This window comes from Gordonia tangerina (genome assembly GCF_021556435.1).
Classification (GTDB): domain Bacteria; phylum Actinomycetota; class Actinomycetes; order Mycobacteriales; family Mycobacteriaceae; genus Gordonia; species Gordonia tangerina.
This window is the reverse complement of record NZ_JAKGCU010000006.1, coordinates 156,634-175,633: the sequence shown is the minus strand read 5'-3', so window position 1 is coordinate 175,633 and position 19,000 is coordinate 156,634. Positions and strand designations below refer to the sequence as shown.

The 19,000-nt window shown below is 66.8% G+C and carries 18 protein-coding genes; 9 read left to right on the top strand and 9 right to left on the bottom strand.

Annotated features, from left to right (window positions below; all coding sequences use genetic code 11):
- Positions 1-65 precede the first annotated feature (65 nt).
- Positions 66-455: a DUF5318 family protein gene (locus L1892_RS09815; protein WP_235723405.1), complete on the bottom strand. Its 390-nt coding sequence runs from the start codon at positions 453-455 to the stop codon at positions 66-68.
- A gap of 369 nt (positions 456-824) precedes the next feature.
- Here L1892_RS09815 and L1892_RS09810 point away from each other — a divergent pair, with 369 nt between their 5' ends.
- From L1892_RS09810 to L1892_RS09800, 3 genes are all read left to right on the top strand, one after another.
- Positions 825-1,532, top strand: coding sequence for a PadR family transcriptional regulator (locus L1892_RS09810; RefSeq protein WP_235723404.1), 708 nt, complete (start codon positions 825-827; stop codon positions 1,530-1,532).
- Positions 1,525-2,613: an inositol-3-phosphate synthase gene (locus tag L1892_RS09805; RefSeq protein WP_235723403.1), complete on the top strand. Its 1,089-nt coding sequence runs from the start codon at positions 1,525-1,527 to the stop codon at positions 2,611-2,613. The genes L1892_RS09810 and L1892_RS09805 overlap by 8 nt, the downstream gene beginning before the upstream one ends.
- A 139-nt stretch (positions 2,614-2,752) precedes the next feature.
- A complete protein-coding gene (locus L1892_RS09800; RefSeq protein WP_235723402.1) occupies positions 2,753-3,733 on the top strand; it encodes a phosphatase PAP2 family protein in 981 nt (326 codons plus the stop codon).
- Here L1892_RS09800 and L1892_RS09795 read toward each other — a convergent pair whose 3' ends face one another.
- Positions 3,734-4,462, bottom strand: coding sequence for an MSMEG_1198 family transcriptional regulator (locus L1892_RS09795; RefSeq protein WP_235723401.1), 729 nt, complete (start codon positions 4,460-4,462; stop codon positions 3,734-3,736).
- Between the two features lie 184 nt (positions 4,463-4,646).
- Between L1892_RS09795 and L1892_RS09790 the strand changes: the two genes are divergently transcribed.
- The gene (locus L1892_RS09790; protein WP_235723400.1) at positions 4,647-5,255 is read left to right on the top strand and encodes a helix-turn-helix transcriptional regulator; all 609 of its coding nucleotides are present in this window, start codon (positions 4,647-4,649) and stop codon (positions 5,253-5,255) included.
- Between the two features lie 123 nt (positions 5,256-5,378).
- Complete coding sequence (locus L1892_RS09785) at positions 5,379-6,317, top strand: NADP-dependent oxidoreductase (RefSeq protein ID WP_235723399.1); 939 nt, start codon at positions 5,379-5,381, stop codon at positions 6,315-6,317.
- 14 nt (positions 6,318-6,331) lie between these two features.
- On the opposite strand, the gene L1892_RS09780 is transcribed toward L1892_RS09785, so the two are convergent.
- Positions 6,332-8,338: an aconitate hydratase gene (locus tag L1892_RS09780; protein WP_235723398.1), complete on the bottom strand. Its 2,007-nt coding sequence runs from the start codon at positions 8,336-8,338 to the stop codon at positions 6,332-6,334.
- Between the two features lie 156 nt (positions 8,339-8,494).
- On the opposite strand from L1892_RS09780, the gene L1892_RS09775 reads away from it, so the two are divergent.
- A complete protein-coding gene (locus L1892_RS09775) occupies positions 8,495-9,124 on the top strand; it encodes an SRPBCC family protein (RefSeq protein ID WP_235723397.1) in 630 nt (209 codons plus the stop codon).
- 270 nt (positions 9,125-9,394) lie between these two features.
- Here the strand turns inward: L1892_RS09775 and L1892_RS09770 are convergent, their stop codons facing one another.
- The gene (locus tag L1892_RS09770) at positions 9,395-10,459 is read right to left on the bottom strand and encodes a DNA polymerase domain-containing protein (RefSeq protein ID WP_235723396.1); all 1,065 of its coding nucleotides are present in this window, start codon (positions 10,457-10,459) and stop codon (positions 9,395-9,397) included.
- 2 nt (positions 10,460-10,461) lie between these two features.
- Positions 10,462-11,517 carry an ATP-dependent DNA ligase gene (locus L1892_RS09765; RefSeq protein WP_235723395.1) on the bottom strand — a complete coding sequence of 352 codons (1,056 nt, stop codon included), beginning with the start codon at positions 11,515-11,517 and terminating at the stop codon, positions 10,462-10,464.
- A 248-nt stretch (positions 11,518-11,765) separates the two neighbouring features.
- Here L1892_RS09765 and gluQRS point away from each other — a divergent pair, with 248 nt between their 5' ends.
- Positions 11,766-12,686, top strand: coding sequence for a tRNA glutamyl-Q(34) synthetase GluQRS (gene gluQRS, locus L1892_RS09760; protein WP_235723394.1), 921 nt, complete (start codon positions 11,766-11,768; stop codon positions 12,684-12,686).
- 20 nt (positions 12,687-12,706) lie between these two features.
- Here gluQRS and L1892_RS09755 read toward each other — a convergent pair whose 3' ends face one another.
- The 4 genes from L1892_RS09755 to tgt form a co-directional block, all read right to left on the bottom strand.
- Complete coding sequence (locus L1892_RS09755; protein WP_235723393.1) at positions 12,707-13,717, bottom strand: hemolysin family protein; 1,011 nt, start codon at positions 13,715-13,717, stop codon at positions 12,707-12,709.
- Complete coding sequence (locus L1892_RS09750) at positions 13,714-15,102, bottom strand: hemolysin family protein (RefSeq protein ID WP_235723392.1); 1,389 nt, start codon at positions 15,100-15,102, stop codon at positions 13,714-13,716. The genes L1892_RS09755 and L1892_RS09750 overlap by 4 nt, the downstream gene beginning before the upstream one ends.
- Positions 15,103-15,282: 180 nt before the next feature.
- Positions 15,283-15,972 (bottom strand): GAF and ANTAR domain-containing protein, encoded by a 690-nt coding sequence (locus L1892_RS09745; protein WP_235723391.1) that lies wholly within the window; start codon positions 15,970-15,972, stop codon positions 15,283-15,285.
- 236 nt (positions 15,973-16,208) lie between these two features.
- Positions 16,209-17,459, bottom strand: a complete 1,251-nt coding sequence (gene tgt, locus L1892_RS09740) for a tRNA guanosine(34) transglycosylase Tgt (protein WP_235723432.1) — start codon at positions 17,457-17,459, stop codon at positions 16,209-16,211.
- Between the two features lie 145 nt (positions 17,460-17,604).
- On the opposite strand from tgt, the gene L1892_RS09735 reads away from it, so the two are divergent.
- Together L1892_RS09735 and L1892_RS09730 are read left to right on the top strand one after the other, a co-directional pair.
- Entirely contained in the window at positions 17,605-18,048 is a 444-nt protein-coding gene (locus tag L1892_RS09735; protein ID WP_235723390.1) for a hypothetical protein, read from the top strand.
- Positions 18,049-18,126: 78 nt separating this feature from the next.
- Positions 18,127-18,906 (top strand): MerR family transcriptional regulator, encoded by a 780-nt coding sequence (locus L1892_RS09730; RefSeq protein ID WP_235723389.1) that lies wholly within the window; start codon positions 18,127-18,129, stop codon positions 18,904-18,906.
- The last annotated feature ends 94 nt before the right edge of the window (positions 18,907-19,000 follow it).

Sequence of the window (19,000 nt, the reverse complement as noted above, 5' to 3'; positions counted from 1 at the left end):
TCCCGCGGCTGGGCTGCGAGACCGGCGCCGACAGCTGCGCACACCTGCAGCGCGCTGCGCCCGAGCTACTTGGCGACCCGACGCGAACGCGACGAACGCGGCGGCAAGCCTGCAACGTAGGACTGCACCAAATGGTTCCAGCTACAGGTGCGGCACACCTCGACCACATGCACCGAGAACTCCTCGGCGGTGGTGTCGAGTCGGGCGATCTCGTCGTTGGTGCGCGCCGACCCCGATACCTGCCCCAACTTCTCACCGAACACCCAGGACACCAGGGTGACTTGCTCTTTTCGGCAGATCGGGCACAGCGTCGACGACGGGCGGCCGTGGAATTTGGCGGCCCGGAGCAGATACGGACTCGCATCGCAGACATCGGCCACGGCGGTCCGTCCGGAATGGACGTCGGACAGCCGCGACCTGCGCTGCAGGGCGTAGTCGACGATCTGGCGTTGCACGGGTTCAAGGGTACGTGGTCGCTCCGACGGCTGTCGGTGTGACCGTCATCCCGATCCGACCGTGTCGTGGTGTCGGCGGTGGTTGGGCGCCCTTCGTGACATCCCTCCGCAAGCTCCGGGATTCCTCAGGAAACAGAGCAACAACCCGCCGCACGCCTGCCCCGATCCTTCAGGAGCCCGCGAGGAACGAGCGGGCGTCACGAAGGACCCGCTGTAGACGACGAATATATCGGTGCGATACATTGTCAATCACATCGCGGCGAGGTGTTGTGGCGTCAGAGTTGTCGAACACATCGCCTCGCCGGTCGGTGCACCGTGATCAGACGGTCGGCCAGGGCAGACGATCAAACGAGGAGGGAGTGGGCACCGATGTTGGAGCTCGCAGTTCTCGGATTGCTGCTCGAAGCCCCGATGCATGGCTATGAGCTGCGCAAACGACTGACCGGGCTGCTCGGCGCCTTTCGGGCGTTCTCCTACGGTTCGCTGTATCCGACGCTGCGTCGGATGCAGGCCGATGGGCTGATCGACGAGGCCACCGCGCCGACGGCCGTCAAGGTGCGACGCGGTCGGCGGGTGTACCAGCTCACCGACAAGGGCCGCGAACGCTTCAGCGAACTCGTCGCCGACACCGGTCCACAGAACTACACCGACGACGGGTTCGGGGTGCACCTCGCGTTCTTCAGCCGGACACCGGCGGTCGCGAGAATGCGCATCCTGGAGGGCCGTCGCCGTCAGGTGGAGGAACGCCGTGAAGGTTTGCGCGAGATCGTCGGGCGATCCAATCGCGCCGTCGACCGCTATACCCGTCAGCTGCATCAACTCAGCCTCGAATCCAGCGAACGCGAGGTGCGCTGGCTCAACGAACTGATCGCCGCCGAGGCCTCCGGCGATCACGACGGCGACGATCTGACCGATCCCGGCCGGGATCCGCTGGTCGACACCGCCGATACCGACTTCCAGGTCGCGGGCTCAGAGCCGTCCCGCGGCAGGGGGCGAAGAGAAACCCACGAAGAAAAAACACCGGTGACGCAGCGAGCTGCGACGCCGCGATCAGAAGGAGAACCCGACCATGGGTGAGCCCAATAAGGTGCGCGTGGCCATTGTGGGCGTAGGAAACTGCGCTTCATCCTTGGTTCAAGGCGTGCAGTACTACAAGGACGCCGACGAGAACTCCACCGTCCCCGGCCTGATGCACGTGAAGTTCGGTGGCTACCACGTGCGCGACGTCGAGTTCGTCGCCGCGTTCGATGTCGACGCCAAGAAGGTCGGCTTCGACCTGTCCGATGCGATCTTCGCGAGCGAGAACAACACCATCAAGATCGCCGACGTGCCGCCGACCGGCGTCACCGTGCAGCGCGGCCAGACCCTCGACGGTCTGGGCAAGTACTACCGCGAGACCATCACCGAGGCCGACGGCGACGGTGTCGACGTGGTGCAGGCCCTGAAGGACGCCGAGGTCGACGTCCTGGTGTCTTATCTGCCGGTGGGCTCGGATCAGGCCGACAAGTTCTACGCCCAGTGCGCCATCGACGCGAACGTCGCATTCGTCAACGCCCTGCCGGTGTTCATCGCGTCGGACCCCGAGTGGGCGCAGAAGTTCACCGACGCCGGTGTCCCGATCGTCGGCGACGACATCAAGAGCCAGGTCGGCGCCACCATCACCCACCGCGTGATGGCCAAGCTGTTCGAGGATCGCGGTGTCACGCTCGACCGCACCTATCAGCTCAATGTCGGCGGCAACATGGACTTCAAGAACATGCTCGAGCGCGAGCGTCTGGAGTCCAAGAAGGTGTCGAAGACGCAGGCCGTGACCTCCAACCTGACCGGCGCGCTGGCCGGCAAGGTCGAGGACAAAAACGTCCACATCGGCCCGTCCGACCACGTCGAGTGGCTCGACGACCGCAAGTGGGCCTACGTCCGCCTCGAAGGCCGCGCCTTCGGTGACGTGCCGCTGAACCTGGAGTACAAGCTCGAGGTGTGGGACTCCCCCAACTCGGCCGGCATCATCATCGACGCCGTTCGCGCCGCCAAGATCGCCAAGGACCGCGGTATCGGCGGCCCGATCCTGCCCGCCTCGTCCTACCTGATGAAGTCCCCGCCGCAGCAGCTCGCCGACGACGTCGCGCGCGCACAGCTCGAGGAGTTCATCCAGGGCTGACCGGCACTCGCCCGGTTCACCGACCGAGACGTCCCCGGCAGCGGGTTCGACGGCTACATCCCGTCGAACACTGCTGCCGGGGACGTTCTGCGTCATCGTCCCGTGCGAAACTGAAGACCGCACCCTGGGAGGCACGGACTTGCTGGACGGCTCGACTGAGGACTCGGCGGATAACTCGGCGGAGGACTCAACGGACGAAATCGCCATCGCCACCGACGTGGCCCCGACACGGCCTCCGCACACGGTTCTTCGCTGGGTCGCGGTCGGTGTCCTCGCCATCGCGGCCGGCATCGCGACGTATGTACTCGCCGTACGGACGGTGACCGGCCAGACCATCGAGAACGCCGCCCTGCGCGGCGCGGATCAGGCCGGGCGGGCCATGACGGTGCAGGCCGACTCGGTACTGGGCACCATCACCATCACCTCGATGGTGATCGCCATGCTCGCGCTGCTGGTGTTCGCCGTGATCCGCCGCCGGTCCTGGGTCGGTCTGGCCGCACTGGTCATCATCGTCGCCGGGCAGGTCGTGACGCAGATCCTCAAGAGCTATGTCCTGTCACGGCCCGAACTCATCGACGCCTACCCGCAATACCTGCAGAACAGCCTGCCCAGTGGGCACACCACCGCGGCGATGACCATCCTCTTCGGCGTGCTGCTGGTGACGCCGTTCCGGCTACGGGCACTCGTGGCGTTGGTGGTGATGCCGTGGGCGATCGGCGTCGGCGCCTACACGATCACCGCGAAATGGCATCGCTTCTCCGACACCCTCGCCGCCGACGCAGTGGCCCTCGCGATCGCCTGCCTCGTATGTGTGATCGGTGTGCGGCTGGGATATCTGCGGATCACCCCCGCCAACTCACCTGGGCGTCCGATCGGCCAGCGCGCGGTCGTTGTCTTCTGGTCGGTGCTGTTCGTGGTGGCCACGGCCGCCGGCGCCGGGCTCTGGGTGGTCACCTGGCTCGCCGGATCGATCGATGCCGCGGCTGAGTACCGGTATTTCCTCGGCGCGCTCGTCGGTTCCGCGGCCGGATCGATCGCAACCGCACTGATCTTCTGGTGGACGCTGCAGCGGGTGACGATCGGCGACGGACCCGTGGCCCGCGACGACGCCGGCAGCTGATCAGCGCCGGAGCTCGCCGAGAACGTCCGAATGCCCGTGCCGGCGGCACCAGCTCACGATGTAGCGGGCGTGTAGTCCGCACCAGCGATACACCGCCGCCTGCGACAGCGGCAGGCGCTCGTCGTGTTCGCCACGCTGGGTGATGATCGGGCCGAGATAGTGACTGGTCAGCTTGTTGGCCGTGTTGGGCGACACCTTGGCCGCGGCCGCGAGGCTCGCCGTGTCGGTGGCGCTGCCGGAAGCGATGGCGCCCGCGAGTCTGCCGGCGGTGTGCCCACGGCGCCCGACGAACAACTCGTACAGCGGCGGCATGCGACGGCCCATCGGCTGTGCCGTGGGCAACCGCTGCCCGAGGGCGACGGTGCGGATCGCGTTCATCAACGGCATCAGCCCGTCGGACTTGGCGATCACCCCTGACACCTCCGGACGCAGCCGCGCCTCTTCGAGGTGATCGCGTTCCATACTGTGCCCCTGGGTGGCCAGCAGCACCGGCGCCAGGCGATCGGCGTGACGTAGTGCGTCGATGGCGTCGAGCCCGTCGAACATCCATTCCATCGTCGGCCGATTCCAGATGAGGTCGGCGGCCACCACGTCGAACCGGACTCGCCTGGCGACGCCGTGCACGAACTCGTCCTGGTCGGCCGCCACCGTCACCACCACGTCATCGAACGACGATTCCAGCGGCTTGGCGACGACATGCCCCAGCGGCGACGCGATGAGAATGCGCATTTGACTACCCACATGCGCAATTTAGCCTTCGATCAGCAAGTCATGCGCGATCTGGCATCAAGAGCAACCGTTTGGGTGACAAGAGCACCCGAACTCCGCGGAACTGGTCACAACAACAGCTGATTCTGTCGGTGTGGTCGGTGACAGTGGATTCATCTGATCCACCTCCACCGCAGGGGAACACATGACCGCACAGATGGACCGCGACCTACGCGTGCCGCTCTACCCGTTACCCAGTCCGGCCACCGTCGCGATCGTCGCCGAGCGTGACCTCACCGATGCGGCGCTCGCCGCGCTCGTAAAAGGTCTCGGCTACCACGCGGTCATCATCGACGTGGACGTCGCCGCCGATCTGCTGCCGCCGACGATCGCCATTGTCCGGTCCGCCGACAAGCTGGCCCGATTCCGCGCGCGACGCGGAATGCGCAACTGCCTGATCGCCGCGATCGGCACCGACATCCGAGATGCGCCCGGGATCACCATCGCCAACACGCCGTTGGCGGCCCGTCAGCTCGAAAACCTCCTCGAGCAGACCGCGCGCCGCACACCGAGCCTGCGCAGTCGCGTCAACGTCACCGACCGCGAGCTGGAGATCCTCACCACCTACGCCCTGGGTGCGACGTTGCGCGAGACGTCGCATACCCACTATGTCGCCGAGAGCACGGTACGCGCGCACTATCGCCGCGTGTCGCAGCGCTACACCGAGGCCGGCCGTCCGGTCGGCAACAAGGCGCAGCTCCTGCTGCAGTTCATGGCTGACGGCTGGGTCCAACCTGCCCAACTCGCCGTCTGAAACGCGCGCCGGGCGGTTCTGGTCGCGCCGGACGGTTCTGGCCGCAGCTGCAGGTTCTGGCCGCAGTTTCGCCTCCAAGCCGGAACCCGCGGGTGCGGCCGGAACAGCCACTAGCCTGACGACATGCGCACACATCGATGGGTGGCGAATGGCTTCGGTGGGCTCGACGACTTCGAGTTCATCGCCGACGAACTTGCGCCACCGAGCGTCGGTGAGGTCACCATCGAGGTGCGGGCGGCCGGGGTGAACCCGGCCGACCTGAAGCACGCGCAGCGGGTCGTAGATCCGGCGGATCTACCGCTGCCGATCGGTTACGAGGTCGCCGGCACCATCGCCGCGATCGGCCCGGACACCGAGATCGCCTCCGGCGGTGGCGCCGTCGGCGACGAAGTGCTCGCCTTCCGGGTGCGCGGTGGCTACGCGACGGCACTGACCGTGCCCGCGTCGACGGTGTTCGCGAAACCGGAGACCCTCGACTTCCCGGAGGCCGCCAACCTGTTGCTCGCCGGGTGCACCGCCGCAGACATGCTTCGCGCGGCGCGCATCGAGCGCGACGACACCGTCTTGCTGCACGCGGCGTCGGGCGCCGTCGGCGTCACCGTCCTCCAATTCGCCCGACTCCGCGGAGTCACGGTGATCGGCACTGTCTCCCCAGCGAGCGCCGAGCGCGTACGGGCGTTCGGCGGGATACCGGTCCGCTACGGCCCCGGGTTGGCCGATCGCATACGCGCCATCACCCCACAGCCCGTGGTCGCCGCCCTCGACGCGGCGGGTACCGACGAGGCCGTCGATTCCTCACTGGAGCTCGTCGACGACAGATCGCGAGTGATCACCATCGCGGCACCACAACGCGCCCGGGCCGACGGATTCATCGCCCTGGGTGGGACGCAGCCGGAGAGCCTCGCGTTTCGGAACACGGTGCGGCCCCAGCTGATCCGCCTCGCGGCTCACGGCGAACTGGTGGTGCCGATGGCACGAACCTATCCACTCGCCGACGCCCCGACCGCGCTCGAAGTGGTCGCGGGTGGCCATCCCGGCGGCAAGATCGCTTTGCTTCCCTGACCAAGCATGGCGGGTCAGCTGATCTCGCCACTGTCCTGCAGGACGGTCTCTTCGGCCCGATGGTCGTCGGGATGCTCTTCGGCCGCCAGCCGCGGGATCAGTCCACCCGCAAGGACATCGGACACCTGGCGACGCGAGAGACGATGCCGGACAGTGAACGTCTGATCCTTGGTGGAGTTGCGTACGGTGAGCGTGTCGGCGGAATCGATCGCTTCGCGCAGGCCGTCCAGACGCAGCACATCGTCCCGGTCGATGTCGTCGTAGTCGGCCGGGTTGTCGAACTCCAAGGCCAAGACCCCGAAGTTCGCCAGGTTCTGCCAGTGGATGCGTGCGAACGACTTGGCGATCACCACGCGCAGACCGAGATGTCGCGGCGCGATGGCCGCATGTTCCCGCGAGGATCCCTGACCGTAGTTCTCCCCACCGATGATGACGTGACCGCCATCGGCCTGACGGGCACGCTCGGGATAGGTCTCATCGACCTGGGTGAAGCTGAACTCGGCGAGCTTGGGGATGTTGGACCGCAACGGCAATGCACGCGCGCCAGCCGGGGAGATCTCGTCGGTGGAGATGTTGTCACCCACCTTGAGCAGTACCGGTGCCTCGACGTCGTCGGGCAGGGGGTCCAGTTCGGGCAGGCTGGAGATGTTGGGGCCCTTGACCGGTTGGATCTTCTCCGCTTCGTCGGGCGACGGGGGCGCCACCAGCATTGCCGTGTTGATCGAATGCTGCTTCGGCAGATCGAGCTTCGGATAGGCCATCTTCACGTCGGCCGCCCAGTCCCGTGGGTCGGTGATCGCCCCGGTCAGCGCGGAGGCCGCCGCCGTCTCGGGGGAACACAGCCACACCGCGTCCTCCTTGGTACCCGAACGCCCCGGGAAGTTGCGTGGCATGGTGCGCAACGAGTTCCGTCCCGTCGCGGGGGCCTGCCCCATCCCGATACAGCCCATGCAGCCGGCCTGATGGATGCGGGCACCACCGATGACGAGTTCGGCGGTGGCGCCCATCTGTGTGAGGTCGGTGAGGATCTCCCGCGACGTGGGGTTGACGTCGAAATTGACCTCGGGCGGGGTCTGCCGCCCGGCCACCATCGCGGCGGCGATCGCAAAGTCCCGCAGCCCGGGGTTGGCGCTGGACCCGATGACGACCTGAGAGATATCCTCGCCGGCCACCTCGCGGACCTGCACCACGTTGCCCGGCGACGACGGCTTGGCGATCAGCGGTTCGATGTCGCCGAGGTCGATGGTCTCCTCGATGTCGTAGGTCGAGCCCGAATCGGCGACGAGTTCGGACCAGTCGTCTTCGCGGCCCTCGGCCGCCAGGAACTCCCGCACTGCGGCGTCACTCGGGAACACCGTTGTGGTGGCGCCCAATTCGGCGCCCATGTTCGCGATGACGTGCCGATCCATCGCGGTGAGCCCGTCGAGGCCCGGTCCGTGGTACTCGATGATCCGGTTCACGCCACCTTTGACGTCGTGGCGTCGCAGCATCTCCAGGATGACGTCCTTGGCCGAACACCACTCGGGCAGTTCACCTTCCAGGCGGATACCCCAGATCTCCGGCATCCGGATGTTGAGCGGGCGACCGGCGATCGCGAGGGCAACCTCCAACCCACCGACGCCGATCGCGAGCATCCCCAGCGATCCGGCAGCGGGGGTATGCGAGTCGGAGCCGACCATGGTCTTCCCGGGTATCCCGAAGCGCTGCATGTGGGTGGGGTGGGAGACACCGTTGCCTGGTTTGGAGAACCAGAGCCCGAAGCGGGCGCATGCCGTCCGCAGATACTCGTGGTCTTCGGCGTTCTTCTCGTCGGTCTGCAACAGGTTGTGATCGACATACTGGACGCTTGCCTCGGTCCGGGCCCGGTCCAGCCCGAGCGCCTCGAGTTCCTGCATCACCAGCGTGCCGGTGGCGTCCTGGGTCAGCGTCTGGTCGATGCGCAGCGCGATCTCCTCGCCGGGAGTCATCTCGCCGGCTTCCAGATGTGCTGCGATGAGCTTACGGGCGACGTTCTCGGGCATGATGTGCTCCTCCGACACGACTGGGCGGTCTTGTTCGGCCGTCTCATTGGGGTATGACTCCACAGCAGGCTTACCCAGAACACGCCGATTCGACACCCCGGAAGTGGTGCCTTTTGGCCCACGACACCGCCCTGGTCGTCGGCGCATGCTGAAGATATGAACACCGCATGGATGTTCGCCGCTGGTGCGCTGGCTGCCGCGGCGGTGGGCTATCAACGTGTGCTGAGGCAGCCGATCCTGAACTGGGGCGCCACCGACGACGAGGTCAACGCCGCATTGCCCGGCGATGAGCTACTGCCCGACCCCGACGGGGTGTCGACCAGGGCCATCACCATCCTGGCCCGCCCCGAGTACGTGTACCCGTGGCTGGCGCAGATGGGCCCGGACCCCCGAGGTGGCGCCTACACCTACGACTGGATCGAGAACCTTCTCGGCCTGCACATGCACAGCGCCGACAACGTGCTCGACGACTTCCAGCACCCGCAGATCGGCGACGAGATCGGACTGGGCCCCAACACGATGCGCATCGAGATCGCCGAGCCAGATCACGCGTTCGCGACGCGCTCGGCCGACGGCAACTGGGTGTGGGCGTTCACCCTGGCCGATCGGCACGACGGCACCACCCGGCTGATCAGCCGCAACCGCTTCCGGCTGCCTCGGCTGGTCGACCGTCTCGGCATGCTGCCGATGGAACCGGGTTCGTTGATCATGGAACGCAAGATGCTGCACGGGATCAGGGATCGGGCGGAGAATTTGGCGAAGGAGCAGAGCGTCGGGGTCGGCTGACGAAAGTCTCGGCTTGGCGACCGACGGAGCGATCAACAAACCGGGCGATCAACAACCAGCCACCGCTGGTCGAGTAGCAGCGAACGGAGTGAGTTGCGTATCGAGACACGTTGTGCTGCAGGTGGTCTCGATACGGCGCTCGCCTAGCGGCTCGCACCTACTCGACCAGCGGAAGGGGCTTGCCCAAGTAGCGGGTGAGTTACTCGACCAGCGGAGGGGGCTTACCCAAGCAGCGGGTGAGTTACGCGACCAGCAGAGGGGGCGGGGAGATCAGTCCTCAACCCGGTTGCCTTTCTCGTCCCAGTGCGCGGCGACCTTCTTGCTCGGCTGCACCCGCGGCGGTTCCCCCGGCATCTTCGGATAGCTTGGCGGATAAGGCATGTCGCCGAGACCGTTGGCGTCGTCGCGCTGCACCATCTCCAGCAGCGGCTCGATGCCCCGGCGGTGCGCGGCGATGTCGGACATCGGGTCTCCACGGCGCGCAACCAGATCCGGGACGGTGGCGATAGTGCAGTCGTCCGGGTTCACATCGGCGAGTTCGTCCCAGGTCACTGGCGTGGACACCCGGGCGTTGTGGCTGCGCCGCGCCGAATAGGGTGAGGCCATCGTGCGATCGCGGGCATTCTGGTTGAAGTCGATGAAGATGCGTTCCCCGCGTTCCTCTTTCCACCACGACGTGGTCACCGCGTCGGGGTCGCGCCGTTCGAGCTCGCGGGCCAGCGCGATCACTGCGCGCCGGGTGGCGATGAAATCCCACTTGGGTTCGATGGGAACGAACACGTGGATACCGCGGCCGCCAGAGGTCTTGGGAAATCCCGTGTAGCCCATATCTTCCAGGAGCGGTTTCAGACCTTCGATCGCGACGCGGCGCACGTCGTCGAAGTCGGTGCCCGGCTGTGGGTCGAGGTCGATCCGGAGCTGGTCGGGATGATCGTTGTCCGGGTCGACGGTCGGCCAGGTGTGGAAGGTGACCGTGCCGAGATTGGCGCCCCACACGATGTCGGCCGGAATGGTCGGCTTGATTGCGTCACCGGTTCGGCCGGAGGGGAACACGATTCGGGTCGACTGGACGTGTTCGGGCCTCTTCTTGGCGATGTGCTTCTGGTAGATCTCGCCGCCGTCGACACCGTCGGGAAATCGCTGCAGGAAGGTCGGACGGCCGTGCACGGCAGTCATGATGACACCTTGCAGAGCGATGTCGCGATAGTAGCCCACCAGATCCCTTTTGCGGCCGCCGTTCTCGCCGAGTTCCGGGAAATAGATCTTGTCCGGGTTGCTCATCCGGACGGCCACACCGTCGACGTCGAGTTCCTCGGCAGGAGAACGAGAAGGCATGTCTAGGACGTTCCTTCCAGCACGTCGTGCAGGTCGTAGGTCAGCGGCACGTCGAGCTGGTCGTAGGTGCAGCTCTCCGGATCTCTATCCGGCCGCCAGCGCAGGAATTTCACGGTGTGCCGGAACCGATGATTCTCCATCTGGTCGTAGGCCACCTCGACCACCAGCTCGGGCCGGATGGGAATCCACTCGCCCGATTTCTCCGAACGCCAGCGGGTCGGTTCACCGGCCGACGGCTTGTCGGGGTCCAGACGCATCGGTTCGAACATCTGTTGTAGCTCGATGCGTTTGGCATCGGAGAAAGCGCCGGCCCCACCCACCATCCGCAGCTCGCCGCCGGCGTAGAGCCCCAACAACATGGACCCCAGACCGGTACCGCTCTTGTGCACGCGGTAGCCGAACACGACACAGTCGGCGGTGCGCTTGTGCTTGACCTTCACCATCTCGCGCTTGTTCTCGACGTAGGCGCCGGCGAGTCGTTTGGCGACAACACCGTCGAGTCCGGCGCCCTCGAATGCGGTGAACCAGTCGGTAGCGACGGCAGGATCGCCGGTCACCCGGCTGACGTGGAGTCGACGGTCGGCGCCACCAGATGGGGCGATGGCCCGCAACAATGCTTCGCGCCGCACTCCGAAGGGCTCACCCATCACGTCGGCCGGCCCCAACGCCAACGCATCGAAGCCGATGAAGATCGCGGGCGTCTTCTCGGCGAGCATGGTGACCCGCGACTCGGCGGGATGAATACGTTGGGCCAGGGAGTCCCAGTCCAGGCGATGGGTGTCGCCGATCAGCGCCGGGACCCCGATCTCTCCGTCCACCACGGCTTTCTCGGGCAGTTCGGCCTTGGCGGCACTGACGAGCTCGGGAAAGTAGCGCGCCAGATCCTTACCGCCACGCGATCCGATCGCCACTTCGTCGCCGTCGCGAAAGATCAACGCCCGAAAGCCATCCCACTTGGGTTCATACGACCACACCGGGTCGTCGCCGGGCTGGTCGGGCACCGCGGTGACGGCCTTGGCGAGCATCGGCGCGATAGGTGGCATAACCGGGAGGTCCACGGGTCACATGGTACGGGCCGGGAAGGTGTGGGAAGACGGTGTTGGTTGCGTGGTTTCGATACGGTCTCGGCCAGCGCCTCCGACCTACTCAACCACCGACACACACCACCACCTCGGCCAGCGCCGGTTCGGAGGACGGACTCACGCCAACAACGCTCGCTGGACAACTCGCGGATTGAGTAGCCGCGAACAGAGTGAGTGGCGTATCGAAATCCGGCGTCGCCAGCCGGTCGGTAGGGTGATCGGCGATGGACCTGGGAGGAACCGCGATGCCGGCGGGGCGGTATGCGCCGTCCCCGTCGGGTGATCTGCACGTGGGTAATCTGCGCACCGCAGTGCTGGCCTGGCTGTTCGCCCGCACCACCGACCGGGCGTTCTTCATCCGGATGGAAGATCTCGACCGCACCGCGGTGGGCTCCGATCGCGGGCAACTGGCCGACCTCGCAGCGCTGGGCCTGGATTGGGACCCGCCGGTGATCTACCAGTCGCATCGACTGGCGTCATACCGTTCGGTCATCGACGGGCTGCGCGACCAGGGCCGCACCTTCGAGTGCTTCTGCACGCGGCGCGAGATTTTGGAGGCACCGTCGGCGCCGCATGCCCCACAAGGCGCCTACCCGGGCACCTGCCGCGACCTCACCGACGCCGAACGCGCCGATCGGCGCCGTTCACGTCCGCCGGCCATCCGAATCCGCGCCGACGTCGACCATTTCACCGTCGACGACATCCTGCACGGGCCCTACACGGCGATGGTCGACGACTTCGTGATCCAACGTAACGACGGCACCCCCGCCTACAATCTCGCGGTGGTGGTCGACGACGCTGCGCAGGGCGTCGACCAGGTGGTACGCGGTGGCGACCTGCTGTCGTCGGCACCGCGTCAGGCTTACCTGGCCGCGCTGCTGGGGCATCGGCAACCCACCTACGCCCACGTTCCGATGGTGCTCAACGACAACCGCATTCGCCTCAGCAAACGCGACGGCGCGGTGACCCTGACCGATCTGGCCGAAAACGGCGTGTCCGCCGCGCAGGTGCTCTCACACATCGCGCAGTCACTGTGGCTCGCCGAGGACGGCGAGTCGGTGGACCTGGCCGCGCTGGCCGAGCGTTTCCAGCCCGACGCCCTGCCGAAAGAGCCGTGGATCCTGACCGACGCCGACTGGCGCTGACACCGCCGACTCCCCACCGGTCAGGCGGTCGCGAGCAGCCGATCCAGCACGTCGTGCAACGTGAGCACACCGGCCACGTCGTCGTCGACCACCACGATGGCCAGATGCTGCCGCGTTTCACGCATCGTGGCCAGTGCCCGGTGCACGGGCTCGGTCGCCGCGAACGTCTGGACCGGACGCATCAGATCCGCTGCGGTGGCCTCGGGGGCTGCCGACAGGCAGTCCCGGACGTGGACGACGCCCACATACCGGTCGGCGCCGGTGGCGACGCCCTGCACGAGTAGTCGTCGATGTCCCGTCGACCTCGACGTCGCGCGGATCGCCGCGGGCGATGCGGTCGACTCCACTGAGCTCACCACGGCGCCGGCCAGCACGTCGGCGACGGTGAGCCGCTGCAGTTCCAGCGCCCCGGACAGGTGCGCGTGATAGCGCTCGTCGAGGGTGCCGACGGTGGCGGAGTGTTCGACGAGATGACGCAGGGCATCAGCGTCCTGCCCGGCGGCGACCTCGTCGACGGCCTCCACACCCACCCGGTGCAGACACCAGTTGGCCAGCACATTCAGCCGCACGATGAGCGGTCGGGTGACCCACATGAAAGCCCGCATCGGCAGAGCCAGCAACGTCGCCGACCGTTCCGGATGCGCGATCGCCCACGACTTCGGCGCCATCTCACCGACGACGAGGTGCAGGAACGTGACCGCGATCAACGCGAGGACGAACCCGGCGACGTCGGCGGACCACGTCGGCATACCCCATGTCTCGAACAGCGGCGTGAGCCAATGGTGCACGGCCGGCTTGGTCACGGCGCCGAGCGCTAGCGTGCACACGGTGATACCCAGTTGCGAACCCGCCAGCAGCACCGACAGTTCCGAGGCGCTGCGCAGCGCGGCGCGGGCCGAGCGGCTGTCGGCGGCCGCGTCTTCCAACCGGTGCCGGCGGGCGGCGATGAGCGCGAACTCGACGGCGACGAAGAAGGCGCTCGCCGCGATCAACGCGATGGTGACCAGTAAAACAACCCACGGATTGCTCATCGTGCACCCTCCTCGGCGGTGGCGTCGGGAATGGTGAGCAGCACCGACGACGGCACATGCCGTCCCACCGACAGCACGGTCATCGTGGCGGTGGCGGGCCGCAGATCGTCCTCGTCGAGCGGCACCGGGTCACCGACCAGGTCCACCTCGACCACGTCGCCGATGGCGGGCAGGCCGCCGAACTCGGCGATGACCAGTCCGGCGACGGTTTCATGGTCACCTTCGGGCAGGTCACGGCCGATCACGCGGGACACCTCGTCGAGGTGCGCGTCGCCGCGAACCCGCCAGCCCTCGTCGACACGTGCGATCGGTCGCGCTACATCGGAGTCGTGTTCGTCGTCGATCTCGCCGACCAATTCCTCGGCGATGTCCTCGACGGTCACCACACCGGCGAATCCGCCGTACTCGTCGATGACCACCGCCAACTCGTCGTGAGCGGCGTCGATTTGGGCTAGCACCTCGGGCAGCGGCAGCGATACCGGCACGATCACTGCGGGCCGAGCGAGATCGGCCGCGGTGGAGTCCCCCGCGTCGGCCTCGGGGGTCGCGTCACCATCCGACCAGACGAGCAGGTCGTGGAGGTGGACGACCCCGGTCACGTCGGCACGATCGTCGACGACGGGGTAACGCGTGTGCCCGGCGCTCATCGCGGCGAGCACCTCGGCGGCCGGATCGGTCGCGCGCACCACATCCACGCGCGTCCGCGGGATCATCGCGTGCTCAGCGGTTCGGGTGGGAAAGTCGAGCACTCGATCGAGCAGCGCCGACAGTTCCGCGGGCAGCTCGCCCGCGTCGCGGGATTCGGCGACGATGTGTTCGAGGTCGCGCGGGGTGGCCGAATGCTCGACGTCGTGCACCGGTTCGATCCGCAGTGCCCGCAGCAGCAGGTTCGACGCGGTGTCGAATAGGCTGATCAGCCAGCCGAAAACGGCCAGGTAGATGGTGGTGGACCGAGCCAACCACCGCGCGACGGGCTCGGGCCGCGCGATCGCGAGGTTCTTCGGGAACAGCTCACCGAACACCATCTGCACCACGGTGGAGAAGCCGATCGCGATGACCGTGCCGAGGGTGACCCCGACCGCAACTGGGACCCCGACGTCGCCGAGTAGTTCCCCGACGCCGCTGCCGATGAGCGGTTCGGCCACGTAGCCGACGAGCAGTCCGGTGACGGTGATGCCGAGTTGGGCTCCGGAGAGCATGAACGAGGTGCGCCGGGTGACGGTCAATGCACGGGCCGCGGCTGCGTCGCCGGCCTCGGCGCGAGCCTGCAACCGCGACCGGTCGACGGCCATGAAGCCGAACTCCTGCGCGACAAAGTAGCCGGTCAGGGCGGTGATGAGGACGACGACCAGGATTCCGACGATGATTCCGAGGACGGTCAACATGTGGCCACCGCCGTCGGTTCAGGCTTCGGCGAGCCGGGTCTTCGAGGTTTCTTGCGTTTCGGACGGGGGCGCTTGGCGCGTCTCATCGGGTCTTTCTGACTGGCGGTCGGGGCGGGGAGGGTGCGGTGTACGCACTGTCCTCACAAGTGCGCAACGAATTATACGGCAGTCGGGTTCCCGCTAGTCCGGTGTGGCTTCGGTCACCTGTCGCGCGACCTCGACGAGCGGTGTGTTCGTATCCTGCGACAGACGCCGCAGCAACTCGAAGGCAGCCACCGCGTCGATGGTGAAGCGCTCCATCAACATCCCCTTGGCCTGACCGATCAGATCACGGCTGGCCAACGCGCTGCGGAAGTCGCCCTGCTGACGGGCCCGATACAGCGCCAGCGACGCATGGGTGGCGTAGACCAGACCCACCTCGACGGAGTCGTCGTCGAAAGCGTTGACCCGGTCGGAGAACAGGTTCAGTGCACCGATGGTGGCGTGATGGGTGAACAGCTGGAACGACAGGCTGGATCGGGCCGGCGTCTCGGCCACGGTGCGCGCCGACAACTCGGGCCAACGCGGATCGGCGGCGATGTCGTCGACCCGGACCATGTGGTGCTGCCATGCGGCTTCCACACAGGGGCCCTGTCCGGTCTCTTTCTGCAGAAGATCGAGGTGGACCATGATCTCGTCGGTCGGGGCGATGGTCTCGTACTCGCGGGCCTTCGGGTCGACGAGCAGGACGCCTGCGTGATCGGTGCCCGCCACGTGCTCGACAGCACCGGCGGTGATGGCCTCGATCACCTCGTCACTTGCCGCGCGGTCGGTCTCGGGGATTGCGTGCATCGTGCGTGATAGGTCGGCGATCGCCTGATGGACACTCATCTGTCATCTCCTCCGGTCCCACGACGCCCCGGGTCCCCGGGCGACACGATCGTCGACGGCGGCCCGGTGTCCACCGTAGTAGGCCGCAGGCGGCGGCGGGCGCCCGCCATCAGAGCGGTCCCCGGGGCTACAGATTCCGAACCCCGGGGACCTGGCCCTCGGCGAACTCCGCGGCGCCCGCCCGGGCTTGGTTGGCGGCTACCCGCAGCTGCGAACGGTCAAACGCGCGGCTGCAGTCAGCTGCCGGTTCCCGCGTAGTAGCGCGCCAGGAACTCGTCTCGGTACTCCGGGTAGGTGCCGTCCTCGATGGCCTGGCGCGCGCGGTCGACCATCGTCACGATGAAGGAGACGTTGTGCAGCGTGGCCAGCGTCGCGGCCAACCCCTCCTTCGCCTTGAAAAGGTGATGCAGATAGGCCCGGCTGTACTGGCTGGTGTAGTTGTCGATCTCGGGATCGAGGGATCGGAAATCCCTGCGGTACTTGGCATTGGTAATGTTGTAGCGCCCGTCGAGGGAGTAGATGGCGCCGTTGCGCGCCACCCGGGTGGGTGAGACACAGTCGAAGGTGTCGGCACCGTTCTCGATGGCGGTGAAGATGTCGTCGGGTTCGCTGATGCCGAGCAGGTGCTTCGCGGTGTCCTCCGGCAGTTCCTGGTTGACCCAGCCGACGATGGTGCCCAGATTGTCCTTCTCCAGCGCCCCGCCGATGCCGTAGCCGCCGAAGCCGCGTCCACCGTCGGCCTGATCCATCGCACTCATGGTGACCAGGTCGCGGGCGGCCTTGCGGCGCAGGTCCTCGTACTGCGCACCCTGAATGACCCCCCACAGCGACTGCGCCGGACGGTGGGTGCGTTCCCGGGACAGCCGGTTGTGTTCGGCCAGGCATCGGATCGCCCACAGCCGGGTACGCTCCAACGAGTTCTCCTGGTAAACGCGCGTATTCATCAGAGTGGTCAGTTCGTCGAAGGCGAAGATGATGTCGGCGCCCAGCTGATGCTGGATCTGCATCGAGACCTCCGGGGTGAACCGGTGCGCGGACCCGTCCAGGTGCGATTTGAAGGTGACGCCGTCGTCGTCGACCAGCGACAGACGTTCGCGACCCTCGGCGGTGATCTCGTCGTTCTGCTCCCCGGTGACATCCATCGAGATGACCTTCTTGAATCCGGCGCCCAGCGACATCACCTGGAATCCACCGCTGTCGCTGTAGGTGGGGCCGGGCCAGTTCATGAATGCACCGAGCCCGCCGGCCTCGTCGATGATGTCCGGGCCGGGCTGTAGATAGAGGTGATAGGCGTTGGCGAGCACGGCCTGCGCGCCGAGTTCGCCGACGGCCTCGGGCAGCACCGTCTTGACGGTGGCCTTGGTGCCGACCGGCACGAAGGCCGGCGTGCGGATGCGGCCGTGCGGGGTGTCGATGACGCCGGTGCGGCCCATCGTCCCGGGCAGAGAGGTCCCGACGGAGAACGAGTGGTCGGGGGACAGAGACATGGAGCTCACCGGCGAATTCTCGCAGTTGGACACCACCACACAAAACCCGACGTTCGACGGGGGGACACGTGTTGGGTCCGGTTGCGCCGACGCGTGGGCCGTCGCTCGGTCGGATACGCGGCATGCGATTCGTTACGGTGAATCCATGTCGCGAATCGTCACACGGTTGTCTCTCGGTTTCTGCGCTCTGGCCCTCTGTGCGTTCGCCACCGCTTGCGGAACCGAGGAGCAGGCGGTCCAGACGACCACCGCCACCCTCAGCGAGAACCCGTCGGCGCCGGTGGTGGCCGGTCCGAGTCCGCGGCCTACCAGCGACACCACGCAGGCGCAGCCGACCGACGATCGCGAATGCGGCACCACGTCCGGCCCCGATGGCGCACTGCGCGTACTGATCACCGACGGGACCGTCTCCTGTGAGGAGGCCATGGCCCTGGCGGCGCAGTACGGACCGATGATCGCGACTGGACGCGACCAGATGGTCGACGGGTGGGAATGCGGCCCGTCGGACGACGCCGGAGTCCTCGCGAAGTGTGAACGCGACAACGACGCCACCACCGATGACGACGACGAGATCGACTTCGCGCCCTGATCCAACGGGGCCGGCCGCCCTGGATTGTGGCGCTCATGACCTGACGCCCTTGACCCTGACGCAACGTGAGGCGCAACAGTGTCCGGTGTGAACGATGCGGAACACGAGTACACGGTCGGCGCGGTGGCACGGCTCGTCGGGATCAGCGTGCGCACTTTGCATCACTACGACCACATCGGTCTGGTGGTGCCGTCGGGACGCACCGGTGCCGGATATCGGGTCTACGACGATGCCGATGTCGAACGACTGCACCGGGTACTGACCTACCGTCAGCTCGGGTTCTCGCTGGAGCAGATCGCGACCCTGCTCGACGATCCGTCGGTCGATGCGCTGGCGCATCTGCGTGATCAGCACGAATTGCTGACCGACCGGATCGATCGGTTACGTCGGATGGTCGCCGCTGTGGAGGACATGATGAATGCGAAGCGCGACGGCATCCAATTGACGGCTGCCGAACAAGCCGAGATCTTCGGCGACGACTGGCCGGGCGAGGACTACGCCGCCGAAGCAGAAGAACGCTGGGGTGACTCCGACGCGTGGCGGCAGAGCCAGGAGCGCACCGCCGGGTTCTCGAAAGGCGACTGGCAGGCGGTGAAGGCGCAGACCGACGCCCTCGAGGAGCGGTTGGCCGAGGCGATGCGTGCCGGCGTGATGCCGGGGACACCGGAGGCCAACGCACTCGCCGAGGCCCACCGGGCGTCGATCAACCGGTTCTACGACTGCGGACATGAGATGCAGGTGAACCTGGCGCAGATGTACCTCGCCGACCCCCGGTTCACGGCGCACTACGACGAGCGCGCCGAGGGTTTGGCGCAGTACGTGCACGATGTCATCGTCGCCAACGCCGACGGGCAGTGATCTCGATACGCGTGCTCGCCTGGCGGCTCGCAGGCTACTCGATCACCAGTTTGGCTCCCCGGCGCGAGGGAGCGCGACCTCCGCGAGCCGCGCC